This window comes from Nocardia asteroides (genome assembly GCA_019930625.1).
Taxonomy (GTDB): Bacteria; Actinomycetota; Actinomycetes; order Mycobacteriales; family Mycobacteriaceae; genus Nocardia; species Nocardia sputi.
In genome coordinates, this window is the sequence record CP082844.1 from 1006913 (window position 1) to 1020847 (window position 13935).

Genomic DNA, 13935 nt, shown 5'->3' on the forward strand with positions numbered 1-13935 from the left:
CCCCGCGTCGATGTTTCCCGGGATGTGACTGCTTCGTAGCAGGTCAGGCAGCTTCGAAAGGGTCGATACACGCGCCGGCATGGTTCAGCACGCACCGACCATGAGCCACGTCACACGGCGATGCTACCCAACGGTAGGCCGCCTCGGGCAAGCCCGGCGGGAATGCCGCACGGCACCCATCCGATGGCGGACGCCCTCAGTTCCAGCCGGTCAATTCGGCGCCGCTACCTCGGTGTGTGCCGGATAGGCGTGCACCACCGCGGTGTCCAACTTGGGCATGACATGGGTGAGGGAGTGCTGGGCCTCGTGCGCGATGCGATGCGCGTCCGCGAGCGTGATCGTCGGGGCGACGTCCAGTTCGACGTCGGCGTGCAGACGATGACCGATCCACCGCATCCGCAGGCTGCGCACGCCTCGCACGCCCGGTTCGGCGGCCAGCGCCCGCTCGGCCGCCGTGACCAATCCGGGTTCGACGGCGTCCATCAACCGGCGCAGCACGTCGCGCGCCGCGGTGCGCAGCACCGCGAGAATCGCCAGGGTGATGAGCAGGCCGACGATGGGGTCGGCGAGGGGGAAGCCCAGCGCTACTCCGCCCGCGCCGAGCAGGACGGCCAGTGACGTGAACCCGTCGGTGCGCGCGTGCAGGCCGTCGGCGACCAAGGCCGCCGAGCCGATCCGCCGCCCCACCCGGATCCGGTACAGCGCGACCGTCTCGTTGCCGAGGAACCCGGCCAACCCGGCTGCGGCGACCCAGCCCAGATGCTCGAGCGGCACCGGATCGAGCAATCTACGCACCGCCTCGTATCCGGCGATCAGCGCCGACAGGGCGATCATCGCGACGACGAAGAGGCCGGCCAGGTCCTCGGCCCGGCCGAATCCGTAGGTATAGCGCCGCGTCGCGGCCTTACGGCCGAGAGCGAACGCGATCCACAGCGGAACGGCGGTCAGCGCGTCGGAGAAGTTGTGCACGGTGTCCGCGGCCAAGGCCACCGAGCCGGACGCGGCGACGATCACCAATTGCAGCACCGCGGTGCACCCGAGCACCACCAGGCTGATCTTGACCGCGCGGATGCCGACCGCGCTGGCTTCCAGTGCGTCGTCCACGCTGTCAGCGGCGTCATGGCTGTGCGGGACGAAGATTTCCCGCAAGACACCGACTGGCCCCGACCGGTGCCGGTGCTGATGCAGCGCATGGGAGTGATGGTCGTGCCGGTGGGTCATGACGCGCTCGCCTCGTCTCGGCCGGGAAGCTCGCGCACCGCGCCGGCGCCGCGGTGATGCGCCGGAACACCAGGTCCAGCGTGCTCGGCGTTGTACACCGCGTCCACGACCAACTGCCGGACGTGCTCGTTCTCCAGCCGATAGAAGATCGTCGTCCCCGATCGGCGGGTGCTCACCAACCGCGCCATCCGCAGTTTGGCCAGATGCTGCGAGACCGAAGGCGCGGGCTTGCCGACTTGTCCCGCCAAGTCGTTCACCGATAGTTCCCGGTCGACCAGCGCCCAGAGCACTTGGACCCGAGTCGGGTCGGCGAGCATGCGGAACACCTCGACAACCAGTCCGACCTGATCCTGCGCCAGCAGTGGCCGCGATTCCTGGTTATCTGCATTCATATGCAGATAGTAGAACGGACGAGGGCCCGGTACCAGTGGGCTCCGGGCCAGTGTGGCGGCGGCACCCCCTGCGTCGCCGCCGACACACCGGTCGACCCCGTATCCCAACAGCCTTCTGTCTTAGTCGAGTGTGGCGTCAGTGCGCCAGACGATCGAGCGAATATCACCTGAATGAGACAGAGCAATATTGCAGGCGCACGCACGATTTCGGCTTACCCGCGACAAACCCACGGTGACCAGCACGAATGAGTCGACGCCGCAGACACGTTCACGCGCACCTGTACACACAGCTGCACGTGCAGCCCGCCGCTCCCCCGAGTGCCGCAACTCGCCCTCCAGCGGCGGAGGGCCGCTACACCGCTTCGATCGGGTCATTCTGCACTGAAATGTGGCCACTCGCGAGGATCTCTTCCGGACCGTGATGTTCGGCTGGGCCATCCCCTGCGGATTCGTGTCGCGATCGCCAGGGCCGGAGACCGTCTGCGGTATGCCAGGACGAGCCGGTGACCTTCGCACAGCGCCCGGCTACTGTGAATCACGAGAACGCACCGAGCGACCCGCGGAGTAGACGACATGCCAGTGGACCGAATGCTGCCCACCCCCGAGGCCAGGGATCTGCTGGAGCTCACTCGCGACATCGCCGACAAGGTGCTCGAACCCCGCGTCGCCGAGTGCGAGAAGACCGGGATCTTCCCCGACGGCGTCTTCCCCGCGCTGGGCGCCGCCGGACTGCTCAGCCTGCCGTACCCGGAGGAATACGGCGGCGGCGCGCAGCCCTACGAGGTGTACCTCCAGGTTCTCGAGGAACTCGCCGCCCGCTGGGCCGCCGTCGCGGTCGCGGTCAGCGTGCACAGCCTGTCCTGTCATCCGCTGTTCGTCTTCGGCACCGAGGAGCAGAAGCAACGCTGGCTGGCCGGAATGCTCTCCGGTGAGACCATCGGCGCCTACAGTCTGTCCGAGCCGCACGCGGGCTCCGACGCGGCCGCGCTGCGCTGCCGCGCCACCCCGGTCGAGGGCGGATACCGGATCACCGGGGCCAAAGCCTGGATCACCAACGGCGGACGCGCCGACTTCTACACCCTGTTCGCGCGCACCGGGGAGGGCTCCCGCGGCATCTCCTGCTTCCTGGTCCCCCACGACACCGAGGGCCTCAGTTTCGGCAAGCCCGAGGAGAAAATGGGCTTGCGCGCCGTGCCCACCACGACCGCCGCCTACGACGATGCGTTCCTGCCCGCCGAACGTCGGGTGGGCGCCGAGGGCCAAGGGCTCTCGATCGCCTTCAGCGCCTTGGACTCCGGCCGTCTCGGCATCGCCGCGGTCGCCACCGGCCTGGCGCAGCGCGCCCTCGACGAAGCCGTCGCGTACGCCAAGGAGCGAGAGGCGTTCGGCCGCCACATCATCGACCATCAGGGGCTCGGTTTCGTCCTCGCCGACATGGCCGCCGCCGTCGACTCCGCCCGCGCCACCTACCTCGACGCCGCCCGCCGCCGCGACGCGGGGCTGCCGTACTCGCGCCAGGCCAGCGTGGCCAAGCTCGTCGCCACCGACGCCGCCATGAAGGTCACCACCGACGCGGTCCAAGTCTTCGGCGGCTACGGCTACACCCAGGACTTCCCCGTCGAGCGCTACATGCGCGAGGCCAAGGTGATGCAGATCTTCGAGGGCACCAACCAGATCCAGCGTTTGGTTATCGCGCGCCAGCTCGCCGGGAACTGACCAGCACCGCATGGCCGGAAATGCCGATTGATTGACCGCGGATGTCTTCGGACCTGCGGATACTCTTCCGTACGCTCGGAGTATGACGACGCCGTCCATCATCATCATCGGAGCCGGATTCGGCGGGCTCGGCATGGCGCTGGAGCTGCGGCGGGCCGGGCTGGACACCTTCACCATCCTGGAGCGCGCCACCGATCTCGGCGGCGTGTGGCGGGAGAACACCTACCCCGGCGCGGCCTGTGACGTGCCCTCCCCGCTGTACTCCTGGTCCTACGAACCCAGAGCCGATTGGCCGCGGCGCTTCTCCGAACAGCGCGACATCCACGAGTACATGCAAGACGTCGCCGACAAGCACGGCCTGCGGCGCTTCATCCGCTTCGGCACCGAGGTGATCGACGCGGAGTTCGACGAGTGCACCGGCCGATGGACCGTCCGTACGGCCGACGGCGCGCAGCTGACCGCCGACATCCTCATCCCGGCGGTCGGCCAGCTCTCCCGCCCCGCCATGCCGAACATCCCCGGCATCGAGACCTTCACCGGTCCCGCGTTCCACTCCGCCGAGTGGAACCACGACGTCGACCTGACCGGCAAGCGCATCGCCTGCATCGGTACCGGGGCCAGCGCGATCCAGTACATCCCGCGCATTCAGCCGGGCGCTGCCCACCTCACGTTGTTCCAGCGCTCGGCCGCGTGGGTGCTGCCCAAGGCCGATGTCGAGTACAGCGCCCTGCACCATGCGCTGTTCAAGTACCTCCCGCCCACCCGCCTCGCCGAGCGCTTCGCCATCTGGTCGGTCTTCGAAGCGCTGGCCCTCGGGTTGACCGACATCCCGGCCATCAAGACCCCGGTGATCGCGCTGGCCGACCGGCACCGGCAAAAGCAGGTTCCCGACGACGAACTGCGCGCGAAACTGACGCCCGACTACGCGGCGGGATGCAAGCGCGGACTGTTCTCCAACGAGTACTTCCCCGCGCTGGCGCAGCCGAACGTCACCGTGGAGACCACCGCCATCGAGGCGATCACGCCGACCGGAGTCCGCACCGCCGACGGCGTCGAGCACGAAGTGGACGTCATCGTCTACGGCACCGGCTTCAAGGGCACCGAGTTCCTCGCGCCGATGAACATCTACGGCCTCGGCGGGCGCAAGCTGGCCGACGTCTGGGGCGACGAAGGCGCCCGCGCCTACCTCGGCCTATCCGTGCCCCAGTTCCCGAACCTGTTCATGATGTACGGCCCGAACACCAACGTCGGCGCCGGCTCCATCATCTACATGCTCGAATCCCAGGCTCGCTACATCCGCCAGGTCGTGCAATACCTCACCGACCGCCCCGGCCGCTACCTCGCCGCCCGCCCCGCCGCCGAGCAACGCTGGGACGACTGGCTGCAGAAACGGTTGAAGGACACCCCCTGGAATTTCTGCTCCAGCTGGTACCGAAACGCCTCCGGCCGGATCACCAACAACTGGCCCGGCGCAACCGTGCTCTATCGCTGGAAGACAAGAACTTTCGACCCCGCCGACTATGACGAGGCACAGGCTCCCGCGCCGCACTGAGACCGCGCCCGCGCCCTCCCCACCCCGCGGCACACCCGGCTGTCCAGGCCCTTCGGGAAGCAATGCAGCCCCCGGACCCTCGACCCGGTAGACTGCGGGACGTCCCTGGTGGGCCCCGAGCCCACCATGCCTTCGTAGCTCAGGGGATAGAGCACCGCTCTCCTAAAGCGGGTGTCGCAGGTTCGAATCCTGCCGGGGGCACGAAGAACATGGGCAACCGTAGTAGCGGTTTCCCATGGCGTGCCGGGTTGCCCCGTACCGCCGCCCCTGTGGGCTGGTGGCGGTACGGGCCCCGTTTCGGGGGTCGTAGCAGGGGTCAGCGGCGCGGCGGCCATGGCGGCATCTGGGAGTGTTTCTTCGGTCAGGGTGGCGTAGATGGTCACGTGCTTACCGGTGTGGTCGTAAACGATCTTGATCCCGAATGCCTCGTACAAGTCACGTTGCAGGACATCGGGGGCCCGGGTGAGATGCAGCGTCAGCCGGGGCAGGTGGTCCAGGAGAGCGGGTTCGTCGGGGCGTTGCCGGGCGACCTGTTCACGCAGCGTCTCCAGCTCGGCATTCTTGGTCCGGCGTTCCTTTTCGAGTTCTGTGTAGCGGCGTCTCAGCCGTTCGGCCCAGGCTTGGGACAACTCGTCGTCGCCGGTGATGGGACGCGATTCCAGCTCGGCGAGCACGTTGTCCTGTCGTCGGGTGATGTCGGTGAGGGTCTTCTCGATCGCGGCGGCCCGCTGTTCGATGTCGTGGCCCTTGCTCGAGGACTGCCCGCGTAGCTGGTGGCGCAGCAGGGTCGCGCGGTCGGGGCCGAAGATGCGTTCGTTGAAGAACGTCTCGACGCAGGCGAGGAGCTTGTCTTCGCGCACGTACACCGCGCGGGGGTGGTCGGCGTATTCCTCGGGTTTGCCGACGAGGTCGAGTTTGGGTTGGCAGGTGTAGTAGCCGTAGCCCTTGCGGGTCTTGCCGAACATCCGTTTGTTGCACTGCTGGTGGTGCACGAACGAGCGCAGTACGTAGGTGCGGTGGGTGTCGGGGTGGGTGTTCTTCACGCTCATCCGCGACCCTTGGCGGGTGGTGCGGTTCTTCTGGACCGCGTCCCACACCGCGCGGGTGACGAGGGGTTCGTGGGTGGGCTGCGGTGACCATACCCATTTCTCGGGCGGGACGAGCGCGCCGCCTTTCTTGCTGGCGCGCCGGTTCCACACCATGTGCCCGGTATATTTTGGGTTGATCAGGATTTCGCGGACCGAGGAACCTGACCAGCGGCCCCGGGCGCGTTTGCCGCTGTTGGGTTGCGGGGGCGGGTAGCGGTCGGGGTCGGCGTTGAGCCGGTCGGCGATCACCTGGTAGGCGAGGTTCTCGTCGTGGCGCAGCTGGAAGATCCGCACCACCGCCGGTGCGCGTTCTGGGTCCACGAGGAGCCGGGACTTGGTGCGGCCTTCCTCTCGTTTCGCCGCGACCGGGTGCGGCACTTTCTCGTTGAGGTAGCCGTGGCAGGCTTTGCCGATGTTCCAGCCTTGAAAGGTGTGTTCGCGGAACCCTTCCCAGGATTGTTCGAGGGTGTGGCGCAAGAACCATTCGGCGACACCTTGTTTCATGCGGCGCACGAGGATCTGGGTGGCGCGTTTCTCCGACAGCGAGATCGGGCCCTCGTCGGCGGCGAACAGCGGCACCCCGACTTTCTCCAGCTCGTGTTCGAGCTGGGTGGACTGGTGGGTCCAGCGGGCGGCGCGTTCGATCTCCTCGACCACGACCGCCTCGAAGCGGCGGTTGGGGTGGCGGGCTTCGGCCATCAGGTCGGCCAAACCGCCGTCACGCGGGATCGGGATGTCGAATGCCTCGTGCGCGCTGCCCAGACCACGCATCTCGAGATCCTTGCGGGAGGACTCGACGTCGTAGAAGAACGCGACGATCACGAACCCGTTAGGCAGCACCTTGCGGCAGTTGTCGAGCTGGCGCGGCAGCGACAACGTGGGGTCCTGCAAATCCCGGGTCGAGGTGCGCAGGAACACCGCCACCGGGACCGGGGACGACCCACCCATCCCGAGCAGATCAGGGCTGTCGGGTCCGGCGAATGCGGGCAGGCTCATGCCGCCTCCTGTTCGTCGGCGGTGGTGATGGCGTCGAGATCGACCAGCTCGGCTGTGGCTGGGTCGTGGCTGTCGAGCCAGCGCAGCAGCGCCGAGATCGCGCGGGCTTGCCGTTCGGCGACGCGTTTGGCTTCGGCTCCGGTGACATAGCGGATCTGGAACGACGTGGTCATCTCGCCCACTCGAGCATCGACATGCATCGGCGAATCGGCGCGGGCCCGCCAGGGGCGCAACGGGATCACCACGGCGTCGTCGGAAAATTCCTCGTCCATGATTTCCTCTCATGTCCTGCCACGTCGGCCCGATAGGTGGCGGAGGTGGCTGTTTCGTGGGTGGGTCGAACTGCGCGGGAACCGGGCTGGGTCCGTGCAGCGGGGTCCATGAACGCTCCGTAGCGGCCGAGGCGTCAAATGTCTTCTCGTGCAGCATTTCTGCCGAACCGGTCACCCGCGACCAACCCGGGGTGCCGATCGGCCGGAATACGGCGGCCTGCGCCGTTCTGGCGGGTCGAACGGGCGGGTCTGCGGTGTGACCGTTGCACGCCGGAACCCGATCCCGATGCGGTGGTTCGGACAGCGGCGTCCAGGGTCACCCCGCCCACCTGCCGTCGGCTGTTGCGGTTGAGCCGATGTCGACTTCGGTGTCGCGGTCGTCGGCGATGGCGGCCAGGAACTCCGGCGAAGTGGTGATGAGCGCGTTCTCGGTGGGCGAGGCCAAAGACCCGAACACCGCGCGGTCGGTGCCGCCGACCGCGAGCAGCCCCGAACCGCGAGCCGCGGAGAGCAGGAATTGTTGCTCGCCGTCAGAGAGGTGGAAGGCGGTAGCGACCTCGTCGATGGCCTGGGGTGCTTGGCGGAGCAAGATCTGAGTGGCGGCGTTGGAGATGATCGCTCGCCCGAGTTCGGTCGAGCAGACATCCGCGCAGTCCTGGGTAGCGACGGTGAGTCCGGCCCAGTGCTTGCGGAAGCTCTTCGCGGCCCGGAACAGGAACGCCGCCCCGGCGGGCTCGCGCAGCAGCAGCCATGCCTCGTCCACGGTGATCATGCGGGGCCGCCGATGACCGGGGTTCGACACTTTCCGCCACGTCGCGTCCAAAACCAGCAGCGTGCCGATGGTTTTCATTTCATCGGGCAGCTCCCGTAGCGAGAACACGATCATCGCGCCCTCGGGTTCGGTGGTGGTGGGTCCGTCGATCAGCCCGGCATAGGCTCCCTCGCCGGTGTAGGGGTGCAGCCCGGCAGCCAACTCGACGGCAGCGGGCACGGCGAGCTGGTCGAGCTGGTCTCGCAGGTCGCTCAGGGTGGGCGCGGGCCGGGTCCAGGTGGCGGGGTCGTCGGTGATCCCGGCGGCGGTGTAAGCAGCGGCGAGAGCAGCGTCCAGCGCCGACCGTTGCGCGGCGGTTTGGTCCCCCAACAGCACCTGGATCAGGGTGTGGCAGAACAGTTTGCGCCGAGTGAGCGCATCGGTCGGGGCGCTGCGGCTCCCGTCGGGTCGGGTGTGGATTTCCAGGTCGAACGGGTTGAGCCGAACTCCGGGTGCACCGAGGCGGATGTTGGTGCCGCCCACGGCCTCGCTCAGGCGCCGGTATTCGTCTTCGGGGTCGATGATGACCTGTTCGACCCCGCGATACAGCGCTCGCAGGATCTCGGTTTTCACCAGGTAGGACTTGCCTGCACCGGAGCGGCCGAGAACGACGAGGTTGTGGTTGTGGGCCTCGGGACCGAACCGGTCCACGAACAACAACCCCGACGCGGCGTCGCGGCCATAGAGAACACCCTGGGGCCGGTCGGCCTGGGCGGGTTCGGCGGCGGGGAGCTGGGGTGAGTCGAAGGGGAACGCCGCGGCGAGGGCAGTGGTATCGAAGGTCCGCTGGACCCGGATCAGGTCCAACCCGAGCGGCAGAGTCGTCACCCACGCCTGAGCTGCCCGGTAGGACAGGGTGCAGGTGTCCACGAGCAGACTCGCCGCCAACGCGCGAACGGCGGCCAACTCGTCGGCCAGCTCGGATTCCGAGGCGGCATGGACGGTGAGATACACCCCGACGCGGAACAGCCTGGCTTCGGCCCGCGCGACGCGCGCGGACAGGTCGGCGGCGTCCTCGACGGCGACGTCGACCTGCGGGTCGGTCAGACGGCCTCGGCCGAGGTCCTGCCTGCGGGCGGATTCGAGGCGGGCTTGCTGGCGGCGCAGCCGGGTCGCGGCGGTGGCCGGGTCGACCGGCTCGACGTGCACCGCGACCTCGACTCTGCCCGGGTGAGACAGCAGAGGCGCGAGCCAGCCGGCCGTCACCTCGCGCGGGTAGCCGGTTACCGCGAGGGTCGCACTCCAATCCGAGCCGATCTCGAGGTGCCGGGTGCCGATGGTCAGAGATTCCGGGGCGAACCGGTCGAGCCCGTCCCCGGCGAACGGATCCGGTAATCGGGTATTGGGGTCGGTGCTGACGACCGTGTCGGCGGCGGTGATGTCGGCGGCGGCAGAGACGAGGCTTTCGGGGTCGGTGCAACTGGCCAGCACGGCGGTCGCGGCGTCGTGGGCGAGGGCGGTCACCGAGATCCCCAGCGGGGACAGCACATCGGCGGCCTCGTTCATCCGGCGCAGCAGCCTGGACTCGGCCGCCCGGCGCGCACCGCCCGATAGGGTGCGCCGGGCTCGGCGCTGCCCAGGGAGACGGGCACGCAGCCCGCTGGTCGCCACGGCCTCGGTGTGTTCACGCCAGACGAGCAGCACCTGTCGGTGGACGGGGTCTTCGCGGGCGGCCAGCGCGGTGAGGTGGTCGGCGTGGTCGAGGGCTGCCGCGGCGAGGTCGGCCGACATCTGCGCGGCGGCCGTTTGCAGGCCGGTGATGTGCTCGGTCAAGTCCAGCCGCGCCGAACGGATCAGGATCTGGACGGGTTGACGCAGGGTGTGCAGCCAGCCCGCGAGCTGGCCGACCAAGCTGTCCTGTTCGGTCGGGGTCCGCAGCGACAGGTTGAGGGTTCCGGCGACGGCGATGGCGGCGAGGCCGTCGGCGCCGAGGTCGATCACCCCGACCTCGCCGCTGCCACTGCTCGCCACCGACTCGGGCAACCGCGCCTGATCTGCCGATAGTTCCGAGGGCACCGGCGACCGAGGACGTCGTCCTGTGGTGCGCGTCGTGATCCAGTGCGGAGCCCGGGTGGCACCATGTGATCGGATGAGGTGGCGTGGACGCAGGCGGTGATGAACGGCCGCGACGAGCAGCAGGTCGGCCGACAGGCCCTCGCGGCGTGTCAGGACCGCGACTGCCACGAACACGAACATCAGGGCAGCGGTGACCGCGAATACGGGCAGCGGTAGCAGGGTTCGCGTTGCAGCCCAGGCCGCGTACAGCAGTGCCGCGGTCGTGGCCAGGACAGCGAGCTGGCGCGCGGTGAACGGCCCCAGCAGCCGATCGGAGCGGTCGACGTCGGCGGGGATGCGCACGATGGTATTCATTTCAGGGTTCCGCCTCTCGGGGCGCGGGGCGCTCGGCGGCGCACGGGCAGATCCGGCATGGGCAGATGCAGCTGCCGCCCCGCCGGACGCGCCGGGGCCGCTGCGGGTGGTTGTAGCGGGTTCGGCGGCGGTGCAACGGGCTTGACCCGGGCGACCGGGAACGGCAGCGGGTACTGGCCGCTACGGTTCGGGCGCACACGCGCGTACGGGTCGGGCGGGGTGGGTTCGGTGAAGTCGAAGGCGAGCTGTTGCGGTGTCGCGCGGCGACCGGGCCGCTGCGGCGGCGGCTCGGGTGGCGGGGGTGTTGGACGGACACGGCGCACCGGGATCGGGAGCGGGTACTGTCCCCCAGCCCCGGCGCGGATGCCCCGATACGGGTCCGGTGGAGTGAAGTCGAACGCGAGCTGGCGTCCCCTCGCCGACCGGTTCGAGCGCGGTGGTGGGGTGCCGGTCGCTTGGGCCGGTGCCGGGTTGGGTTGCCGAGGAACGCGGCGCACTCCTTCCAAGGGCAGCATGAGCTGCCCGTCGCGGCTCGAACGCACCCGCGCGTACGGATCGGGCGGTCCACTGCTGGAGGCGGCGCGGGGTGCTCGTGAGGCACGGACGGGTCGCGCACTCCGCCGTGCGGATGCCGCCGAGGCTGTGGTGCGGGCGCTGCTCGCAGTGGCGCCTTTGAGCATGCCGAGGGTTTTGTAGGCGATGAATCCGCGCACGATCGAGCCGAGGAAGCTGCGGCCTTGCCCGATCTTGAGCACCGACAGCAGCCACATCGGTGTCTTGATCAACACGAACATCAACGCCAAAGCGACAGTGAGGTCGGCGATCTCGTTGGCATCGGGCCCGAACACGTACCAGCCACCGGGACGGAGCATGACCCGCAGCACGGTCACCAACGTCAGTGATTGCACCACCTGGACTGCGAGGCAGGCGGCGAAGCTGCGCCACCACCAGCGGGCGACACCGTCGAGGCCGGGCAGCCCATGACACATCAAAGCCAGGGGTGCGCCCACGATCAGCAAGATCGTGATCGTCACCCGCACGAGGTAGCTGATGATCAGCACGAGCAGCATCACCGACAGCGCCAGCTGCAACAGAACGAGGACACCGAGGCTCTGGGTACTGGTGAACGCCAACTCGGCCAGCGCGTCGGCGGCCGAGCCCGAGTCGACACCATCTCCAGCGAGAGCACCGGCGAGGGCGTTGGCGAAACCGATTCCGGCGGTGGCGATCATCATGCTCAACCCCCCAGTCGCGAATCCGACGACCAGGCGGGGTGCGAGTTCGCGGATCGACCATTGGGTTTGGACGGTCTCACGCATCATCAACAGCACCCCGGCAGCCATCACGACCAGCACGTAGAGGGCGAGCACGATCTGCCACGACTGGTTCCACAAGACCCCGATCTCGGGAATCTGCCCGGGTTCGGGTGTGGTGAGCAGGGTTTGCGACAACAGTTCCAGCAACGGGTTGAGCGAGGTCTCCACGATGCGCCGGAAGAACCCGTCGACCGCGTTCTCCACACACCCGTTGATGTTGGTCACCCCGCACTCGGCCGAGCCCGACCCGGATCCAGGTGCCGGTGCTGGCGCTGTTGTGCCGGGCGCGGTTGTCGTCGGTGGGGCGGTGGTCGAGGGTGGTGTCACCCACCGGCGCGGTGTCGTGGTCGGTGGACTGGTGGTCGGCGCGGGTGTCGCCGGTGCCGTGGTCACCGGCGGAACCGGCGTCGGAGTGGCGGGTTGGGCGGCGGCCCCGCCGGAACCGGTGAGCACGATCAGGACGGCGGCGAGGACCGCTGCTGCGCTAATGGCAGCGAGGCGCGCGGCCGGTGTGAACCGGGTGGGGGTGGGTGGTGCCTGGGCCGAGGTGCTCACGGTCAGGCTCCGATGATGGACTTGAGCACGGCGACGATGACCGGTGCCAGCATCGCCAGCGCGTAGCCGATGCACGCGGCGCGGAAGGCGGTCTTGGCCTTCTCGATCTCGCTGGGATCACCGCCCCCGAGCAGATAGCGGGCTCCTGCGATGGTCAGGAACAGTGTCGCCAGCCCGGCCAGGATGCCGACCAGCCAGTTGCGGGCGTTGTCGATCACCTCGCCCAGCGACGAGGCGATGGCCAGCACCTCGGTGTGCGGTGGCGCCGCCGAGGCGGATCCGGCCGCGACCACCGACACCACCACGGCGGCGACCGCGATAGCGAGGCGCCGGGGCCAGCGTCGTGCGCGGCCAGCCGAGTCCTGTACGGCCCCATCGAGAGCGTTCGTGTGCGGGTTCATGCGGCCACCCGCCCGGACTCGATGCGTGCCGGTGCCGGAGCTGACGAGAGCCGTTTCGGCCGGCGGCCTCGCCGCGGTGAGGAGACCCTCGGCGCGAGCGTGGTCACCGTCGCGGTCTCGACCGGGCCGTTGCGGACCGGGTCGAGGTCGCGGGTGCGGTCGGCCAGCCATACCAGTAGGGCACGTTCGGCACGGGACCGCTGCTTGCGCAGTCGGCCCACAGGGACACCGCGCTCGGCGGCCAGACCGGGCAGCAGCCGGTCTTCCCACCGGGACGCGGCGATGAGTTCTGCGGCGTCGGCGGAGATCACCCCGGCACCCACGGCAGCAGCGAGCACCGTCTCGGGGTGACCCGACTCGGCTCCGAGTACCTGCGCCCGCTGCCCCCATTCGGTGAGGCCAGCTCCGAGGTCGCCGACCACCGTGAAATTGGTTCGCTGCTCGATTGCTGTTTTACGGTCAGCGCGGAAGGCAGCCCACCGTAGGCGATTCCATACGTGCGGCTGGTCAACATCGATGCACGGGAGGTGGAGCAGGAACTCAGCCAGCGCTTCGGACTCGGCATCGTGGCGCTCCGGGCTTCCCGGTGCCGTGTGCTCGCCGGTGATACGGGCCAGCATCGGCACGGCCAGCGCCGCGCTCACGAGCATTGCGGACTCGCAGCGCTGCCGGACCCGTTCGATGAGCCACACCCAGATCGCATCGACCTCGGTCATCGGCGTGCCTGGATCCCACAGCCGCTCACGCAACTCTCCCCACGTCCGGATCCGACCGCAACCGGCCTCCGACACCGGGACCGGACGGGGGATGGTCGGCAGGTAGTGTCCGGCGATCCGGTCGAAACCCCTGTTCACCGCAGCCAGTGGCGAGGGCCGTTTGCCGATCTGTCCCGGAATGGTTTCGTCATGCGTGTTCGTCACCACGATCTCCTTGTTCGGTCGATAGTTTTCCGACCACATCAGGACACCTCGCGGATCTATCCGAAACCTATCCAAACCCTATCCGCAACATATCCAAACACTATCTGAAACATATCCAAGTCATATCTTGCGCAGATCAGCATCCCCTCCGCTACTACGACACACCCACCCGTCGGGGGCACGGCATATCCGCGCGGATATACCCATCTACCAGCACATGTGAAGCGCAGGATAGCGCCAGGATATGACTTGGATATGTTTCAGATAGGTTCCGGATAGGCATCCGAGCACGCTGGCAAACCGTGGTGAAAATTCTTCAAAAAAA

The 13935-nt window shown here is 68.3% G+C and carries 12 protein-coding genes, 1 tRNA gene and 1 pseudogene; 6 read left to right on the forward strand and 8 right to left on the reverse strand.

Going from position 1 to position 13935, the window contains the following annotated elements:
- Positions 1-210 precede the first annotated feature (210 nt).
- Together K8O92_04530 and K8O92_04535 are read right to left on the reverse strand one after the other, a co-directional pair.
- Positions 211-1221, reverse strand: a complete 1011-nt coding sequence (locus K8O92_04530) for a cation diffusion facilitator family transporter (GenBank protein ID UAK33261.1) — start codon at positions 1219-1221, stop codon at positions 211-213.
- Positions 1218-1613, reverse strand: coding sequence for a metalloregulator ArsR/SmtB family transcription factor (locus tag K8O92_04535; GenBank protein UAK33262.1), 396 nt, complete (start codon positions 1611-1613; stop codon positions 1218-1220). The genes K8O92_04530 and K8O92_04535 overlap by 4 nt, the downstream gene beginning before the upstream one ends.
- A gap of 573 nt (positions 1614-2186) precedes the next feature.
- Between K8O92_04535 and K8O92_04540 the strand changes: the two genes are divergently transcribed.
- The 5 genes from K8O92_04540 to K8O92_04560 all read left to right on the forward strand — a co-directional run bounded on the left by K8O92_04540 (position 2187) and on the right by K8O92_04560 (position 6017).
- Positions 2187-3329, forward strand: a complete 1143-nt coding sequence (locus K8O92_04540) for an acyl-CoA dehydrogenase family protein (protein ID UAK33263.1) — start codon at positions 2187-2189, stop codon at positions 3327-3329.
- A gap of 82 nt (positions 3330-3411) precedes the next feature.
- Positions 3412-4881: an NAD(P)/FAD-dependent oxidoreductase gene (locus K8O92_04545; protein ID UAK33264.1), complete on the forward strand. Its 1470-nt coding sequence runs from the start codon at positions 3412-3414 to the stop codon at positions 4879-4881.
- Between the two features lie 128 nt (positions 4882-5009).
- A tRNA-Arg gene (locus K8O92_04550) sits at positions 5010-5082 on the forward strand.
- 182 nt (positions 5083-5264) lie between these two features.
- Positions 5265-5651: a hypothetical protein gene (locus K8O92_04555; protein ID UAK33265.1), complete on the forward strand. Its 387-nt coding sequence runs from the start codon at positions 5265-5267 to the stop codon at positions 5649-5651.
- A 3-nt stretch (positions 5652-5654) separates the two neighbouring features.
- On the forward strand, positions 5655-6017 hold the full coding sequence (locus K8O92_04560; GenBank protein UAK33266.1) for a hypothetical protein: 363 nt from the start codon (positions 5655-5657) through the stop codon (positions 6015-6017).
- Here the strand turns inward: K8O92_04560 and K8O92_04565 are convergent.
- From K8O92_04565 to K8O92_04580, 4 genes and pseudogenes are all read right to left on the reverse strand, one after another.
- Positions 5946-6473 (reverse strand): annotated as a pseudogene (locus tag K8O92_04565) (recombinase family protein). The gene K8O92_04560 and the pseudogene K8O92_04565 sit on opposite strands and share 72 nt — an antisense overlap.
- 488 nt (positions 6474-6961) lie before the next feature.
- Positions 6962-7237, reverse strand: coding sequence for a hypothetical protein (locus K8O92_04570; GenBank protein UAK33267.1), 276 nt, complete (start codon positions 7235-7237; stop codon positions 6962-6964).
- Positions 7238-7553: 316 nt separating this feature from the next.
- Positions 7554-10418: a PrgI family protein gene (locus tag K8O92_04575; protein UAK33268.1), complete on the reverse strand. Its 2865-nt coding sequence runs from the start codon at positions 10416-10418 to the stop codon at positions 7554-7556.
- Positions 10415-11959 (reverse strand): hypothetical protein, encoded by a 1545-nt coding sequence (locus tag K8O92_04580; GenBank protein ID UAK33269.1) that lies wholly within the window; start codon positions 11957-11959, stop codon positions 10415-10417. Before K8O92_04580 ends, K8O92_04575 begins: the two co-directional genes overlap by 4 nt.
- On the opposite strand from K8O92_04580, the gene K8O92_04585 reads away from it, so the two are divergent.
- Positions 11949-12305: a hypothetical protein gene (locus K8O92_04585; protein UAK33270.1), complete on the forward strand. Its 357-nt coding sequence runs from the start codon at positions 11949-11951 to the stop codon at positions 12303-12305. The genes K8O92_04580 and K8O92_04585 overlap by 11 nt on opposite strands.
- Here K8O92_04585 and K8O92_04590 read toward each other — a convergent pair.
- Both K8O92_04590 and K8O92_04595 read right to left on the reverse strand, forming a co-directional pair.
- The gene (locus tag K8O92_04590) at positions 12292-12690 is read right to left on the reverse strand and encodes a pilin (protein ID UAK33271.1); all 399 of its coding nucleotides are present in this window, start codon (positions 12688-12690) and stop codon (positions 12292-12294) included. The genes K8O92_04585 and K8O92_04590 overlap by 14 nt on opposite strands.
- The gene (locus K8O92_04595) at positions 12687-13610 is read right to left on the reverse strand and encodes a hypothetical protein (protein ID UAK33272.1); all 924 of its coding nucleotides are present in this window, start codon (positions 13608-13610) and stop codon (positions 12687-12689) included. Before K8O92_04595 ends, K8O92_04590 begins: the two co-directional genes overlap by 4 nt.
- Positions 13611-13935 lie beyond the last annotated feature (325 nt).

Bases quoted from the DNA above. Each gene is read 5' to 3' on its own strand.
- K8O92_04530 (UAK33261.1), bottom strand. From the start codon at position 1,221: ATGACCCACCGGCACGACCATCACTCCCATGCGCTGCATCAGCACCGG.
- K8O92_04585 (UAK33270.1), top strand. From the start codon at position 11,949: ATGTTGGTCACCCCGCACTCGGCCGAGCCCGACCCGGATCCAGGTGCC.
- K8O92_04535 (UAK33262.1), bottom strand. From the start codon at position 1,613: ATGAATGCAGATAACCAGGAATCGCGGCCACTGCTGGCGCAGGATCAG.
- K8O92_04545 (UAK33264.1), top strand. From the start codon at position 3,412: ATGACGACGCCGTCCATCATCATCATCGGAGCCGGATTCGGCGGGCTC.
- K8O92_04540 (UAK33263.1), top strand. From the start codon at position 2,187: ATGCCAGTGGACCGAATGCTGCCCACCCCCGAGGCCAGGGATCTGCTG.
- K8O92_04575 (UAK33268.1), bottom strand. From the start codon at position 10,418: ATGAATACCATCGTGCGCATCCCCGCCGACGTCGACCGCTCCGATCGG.
- K8O92_04570 (UAK33267.1), bottom strand. From the start codon at position 7,237: ATGGACGAGGAATTTTCCGACGACGCCGTGGTGATCCCGTTGCGCCCC.
- K8O92_04590 (UAK33271.1), bottom strand. From the start codon at position 12,690: ATGAACCCGCACACGAACGCTCTCGATGGGGCCGTACAGGACTCGGCT.